This is a genomic window from Myxococcus sp. CA039A (assembly GCF_013336645.1).
Classification (GTDB): Bacteria; Myxococcota; Myxococcia; order Myxococcales; family Myxococcaceae; genus Myxococcus; species Myxococcus llanfairpwllgwyngyllgogerychwyrndrobwllllantysiliogogogochensis.
The window spans coordinates 1-2,762 of sequence record NZ_JABUMQ010000589.1 but is presented as its reverse complement, the minus strand read 5'-3'; the positions used below and the strand labels follow the sequence as shown (position 1 = coordinate 2,762).

The 2,762-nt window shown below is 69.4% G+C and carries 3 protein-coding genes and 1 pseudogene; 1 reads left to right on the top strand and 3 read right to left on the bottom strand.

Annotated features, from left to right (window positions below):
* Positions 1–623, bottom strand: a pseudogene (locus HR086_RS49085) (hypothetical protein); the annotation flags it as partial.
* Between HR086_RS49085 and HR086_RS49080 the strand changes: the two are divergent.
* The gene (locus HR086_RS49080; RefSeq protein ID WP_254626760.1) at positions 615–1,475 is read left to right on the top strand and encodes a hypothetical protein; all 861 of its coding nucleotides are present in this window, start codon (positions 615–617) and stop codon (positions 1,473–1,475) included. The pseudogene HR086_RS49085 and the gene HR086_RS49080 overlap by 9 nt on opposite strands.
* 128 nt (positions 1,476–1,603) lie before the next feature.
* Here the strand turns inward: HR086_RS49080 and HR086_RS49075 are convergent, their stop codons facing one another.
* Entirely contained in the window at positions 1,604–1,924 is a 321-nt protein-coding gene (locus HR086_RS49075) for a hypothetical protein (protein WP_254626759.1), read from the bottom strand.
* A 129-nt stretch (positions 1,925–2,053) separates the two neighbouring features.
* The coding region (locus HR086_RS49070) for a hypothetical protein (protein ID WP_254626758.1) at positions 2,054–2,762 on the bottom strand (709 nt) is incomplete at its 5' end.

Below are 2,762 nucleotides of genomic sequence, written 5' to 3'. Positions count from 1 at the left end.
GCCCAGAGCTCGGGCTCGGGCTCGGGCTCGGGTTCGAGCTCGAGCAGCGGCAGGTCGGACTCGGACTCGGCCGGCGGCGTGAGGAGGGTCTCCTTCGCGCGCCAGGACTCGTCCTGGACGGGGACTCGGTCCCGTGTCCGGGTGGGAGGCACGGTGGCCGGAGGCTCGTCCGCGAGCCAGGGCTCGAGCGGCTGGGACTTCGAGCGCCTCAGCGCCTCTTCCATGTCGTGGAGAAGCTCTGCCTGGGCGCGCTCCCTGGCCGTTCGCAGGGCCTCGCGGCTTTCGGCATGGAGGGGGAGGCTCGCCTGGGACGAAGACGCCGCGAGCGGCGGGACGTTGGAGGCGCGGGGGAAGGGGTTCGCGGGCGGCGGCTCATCGGGATCCGCGGGGATGATGTCCCCGACGTCGAGAGTGAGCGCGTCGATGTCGTCCGAGGCGTCAGCGGTGGGGGCCGAGGGCGCGGGGAGCTGGAGGGCCTGCTCCGACGCGAGCTGGGCCTCTTCGGCGATGTGCTGCTCGTCGGACTGAAGGGCTTCGGCGGCGAGGCGGGCTTCCTCGGCTTGCCGTGCCTCGTCGGCGAGGCGCTGCTCCTCCGCGAGGCGGGCCTGTTCAGCGTGACGCACTTCCTTCGCGCGCCGCACCGCATCCGCGCGGCGACGCTCGACTTCGAGACGGACTTCCTCCGCGTGACGCGCCTCTTCCGCGAGCCGGGCCTCTTCCTCGAGCCGGGCCTCCTCGGCGAGTCGCTCTTCCTCTGCGAGAAGCTGGGCTTCTTCGGCCAGGCGGATGATTTCGGTACGCTGTTCTTCCTCGGCGCGGAGCCGAGCCTCTTCGGCCAGACGGGCTTCCTCGGCGCGCTGTTCTTCCTCGGCGCGCTGTTCTTCCTCGGCGCGGAGCCGAGCCTCTTCCGTCAGCCGGGCATCTTCCGCGAGTCGGGCTTCTTCCGCGCGGAGCTCTTCCTCGGCTCGGAGTCGACCCTCTTCCGCCAGCCGGGCTTCCTCCGTGAGCCGAGCCTCTTCCTCGCGGCGCTCCTCCGCGAGCCGGGCCTCTTCCTCGCGGCGCTCTTCAGCAAGTCGGGCCTCTTCCGCGAGCCGGGCCTCTTCCTCGCGGCGCTCCTCAGCGAGTCGTGCCGCTTCAGCGAGTCGTGCCTCTTCCTCGCGGCGCTCCTCGGCGAGCCGGGCCGCTTCAGCGAGTCGCTCTTCCTCCGCACGAACGCGAGCTTCCTCCGCGAGCCGAGTCTCCTCAGCGCGTCGCTCTTCCTCCGCGCGGACCCGAGCCTCTTCGGCGAGTCGAGCCTCTTCCGCCAGCCGAGCCTCTTCGGCGAATCGGGCCTCTTCAGCACGGCGTTCGTCTTCCGCACGAACCCGAGCCTCTTCCGCGAGCCGAGCCTCTTCCTCGCGACGCTCTTCCTCCGCACGGACCCGAGCCACTTCAGCGAATCGCTCGTCTTCAGCGACCCGAGCCTCCTCAGCTAGGCGAGCTTCTTCAGCGCGTTTCTCTTCCTCCGCACGAACCCGAGCCTCTTCAACGAGCCGAACCTCCTCAGCAAGCCGAGCCTCTTCCGCGCGGAGCTCTTCCTCCGCACGGGCCCGCGCCTCTTCCGCTAGCCGAGCCTCTTCAGCGCGTCGCTCTTCAGCGCGTCGCTCTTCAGCGAGCCGCGACTCTTCAGCCAGCCGAGCCTCTTCCGCGAGTCGCTCTTCAGCGAGCCGCGACTCTTCAGCCAGCCGAGCCTCTTCCGCGAGTCGCTCTTCAGCGAGCCGCGACTCTTCAGCCAGCCGAGCCTCTTCAGCGCGTCGCTCTTCCTCAGCACGGAGTCGAGCCTCTTCAGCGAGTCGCTCTTCCTCCGCACGGACCCGTGCCTCTTCGGCAAGTCGCGCCTCTTCAGCGAGCCGGGCCTCTTCCGCGATTCGCTCTTCCTCCGCACGAACCCGAGCCTCTTCAGCGAGCCGGGCTTCTTCAGCGAGTCGCTCTTCCTCCGCGCGGACCCGCACCTCTTCGGCGAGTCGAGCCTCTTCAGCGAGGCGCTCCTCTTCAGCCAGCCGAGCCTCTTCGGCTAGTCGGGCGTCTTCAGCGCGGCGCTCTTCTTCCGCACGAACCCGAGCCTCTTCAGCGAGCCGAGCCTCTTCAGCGAGCCGAGCCTCTTCAGCGAGCCGAGCCTCTTCAGCGAGCCGAGCCTCTTCCTCGCGGCGCTCTTCCTCTGCACGAACCCCAGCCTCTTCGGCGAGTCGGGCCTCTTCCGCCAGCCGAGCCTCTTCAGCGAGCCGGGCCTCTTCCGCGAGCCGGGCCTCTTCAGCGAGCCGAGCCTCTTCCTCGCGGCGCTCTTCCTCGGCACGGACCCGTGCCTCTTCCGCGCGTAGCTCTTCAGCGAGCCTAGCCTCTTCAGCGAGCCTAGCCTCTTCAGCGAGCCGAGCCTCTTCCGCGAGCCGAGCCTCTTCAGCGAGCCGAGCCTCTTCCGCGAGCCGGGCCTCCTCAGCAAGCCGAGCCTCTTCCGCGCGGCGATCTTCCTCAGCACGAGCCCGCGCCTCTTCAGCGAGTCGCGCCTCTTCAGCGAGTCGGGCCTCTTCCGCACGAATCCGTGCCTCTTCGGCGCGTCGCGCATCCTCCGCACGGACCCGAGCCTCTTCAGCGAGTCGCTCCTCTTCAGCGAGCCGAGCCTCTTCAGCGAGTCGCTCTTCCTCCGCACGAACCCGGGCCTCTTCAGCGAGCCGAGCCTCTTCAGCGAGTCGCTCTTCCTCCGCACGAACCCGGGCCTCTTCAGCGAG